Genomic DNA, 1,115 nt, shown 5'->3' with positions numbered 1-1,115 from the left:
GGTACATTCTATTTCCAAGTGCGACATGCCAGTAATTTCAATGGCTTCACTTTGGAGATTTTGGCATGTCCAGATGCTATACGCAAATCACCCTCGCCGACCGGCGACGCCTACATCAGCTGGTGGCGGCAAAAGTTCCCGCCAACGAGATGGCCCGTCAGCTTGGCCGTCACCGCTCGACGATTTACCGCGAGATCAAGCGCAATACGTTTCGTGATCGCGAACTGCCGGACTACGACGGCTACTACAGCACGGTTGCTCACGATATCTCCAAGGAGCGGCGACGCCGGCTGAGAAAGCTGCGGCGCCACCCGAATTTACGCACGGAGATCATCAACCAGTTGGAGGCACGCTGGTCTCCAGAGCAGATCGCCGGGCGCCTGTTGTCGGAGAGGCTCAGTCTTGTTCGCGTCTGCAAAGAGACAATCTATCGCTTCATCTACAGCAAGGAAGATTATGGGCTAGGCCTCTATCAGTATCTACCGGAAGCGCGCCGCAAACGTCGTCCACTGCGCTCCAGGAAGCCGCGCGACGGTGCGTTCCCAGCCACGCATCGCATATCCCAACGTCCTGGTTTTATTGGAGATAGATCGCAGTTTGGGCATTGGGAGGGCGACCTCCTCATCTTTGAACGCCCACTCGGACATGCCAATGTCACGTCCCTCGTGGAGCGCCGAAGCCGCTATACCGTTCTCATCAAGAATCCGAGCCGGCACTCACGCCCGATCATGGACAAGATCATCAGAGCGTTTTCTCCTTTACCGGCGTTCGCGCGTCAAAGCTTCACATTTGATCGCGGTACCGAGTTTGCCGGATTCAGGGCTTTGGAAGAAGGGATCGGTGCGCGTAGCTGGTTCTGCGACCCGAGTGCACCGTGGCAAAAAGGGACAGTCGAGAATACCAACAAGCGCATTCGACGCTACCTGCCTGGTACCACAGATCTGTCAGTTGTTTCACAACGCGACCTGATCCAACTCGCACGTCATCTCAACGACCAACCCCGTAAATGCCTTGGCTACAAGACACCAGCCGAGGTGTTCATGGCGCATTTGCAGGATGAGGCGTGATCCCCTACCCTGCAAAATGGGCATGATGCACTTGGGTTAGCTTCTCCA

General features: G+C 56.1%; 1 protein-coding gene. It reads left to right on the top strand.

What is annotated here, in order from left to right; genetic code table 11:
* The first annotated feature begins 65 nt into the window (after positions 1-65).
* Positions 66-1,067, top strand: a complete 1,002-nt coding sequence (locus tag ACP7BS_RS29730; protein ID WP_426240923.1) for an IS30 family transposase — start codon at positions 66-68, stop codon at positions 1,065-1,067.
* Positions 1,068-1,115 lie beyond the last annotated feature (48 nt).

The sequence above is a fragment of the Pararhizobium sp. DWP1-1-3 genome (assembly GCF_049896125.1).
In the GTDB taxonomy this organism is placed as follows: domain Bacteria; phylum Pseudomonadota; class Alphaproteobacteria; order Rhizobiales; family Rhizobiaceae; genus Pararhizobium.
Note: the sequence above shows the minus strand (reverse complement) of the source record. Positions and strands in the feature narration are given on the sequence as shown.

Bases quoted from the DNA above. Each gene is read 5' to 3' on its own strand.
- ACP7BS_RS29730 (WP_426240923.1), top strand. From the start codon at position 66: ATGTCCAGATGCTATACGCAAATCACCCTCGCCGACCGGCGACGCCTA.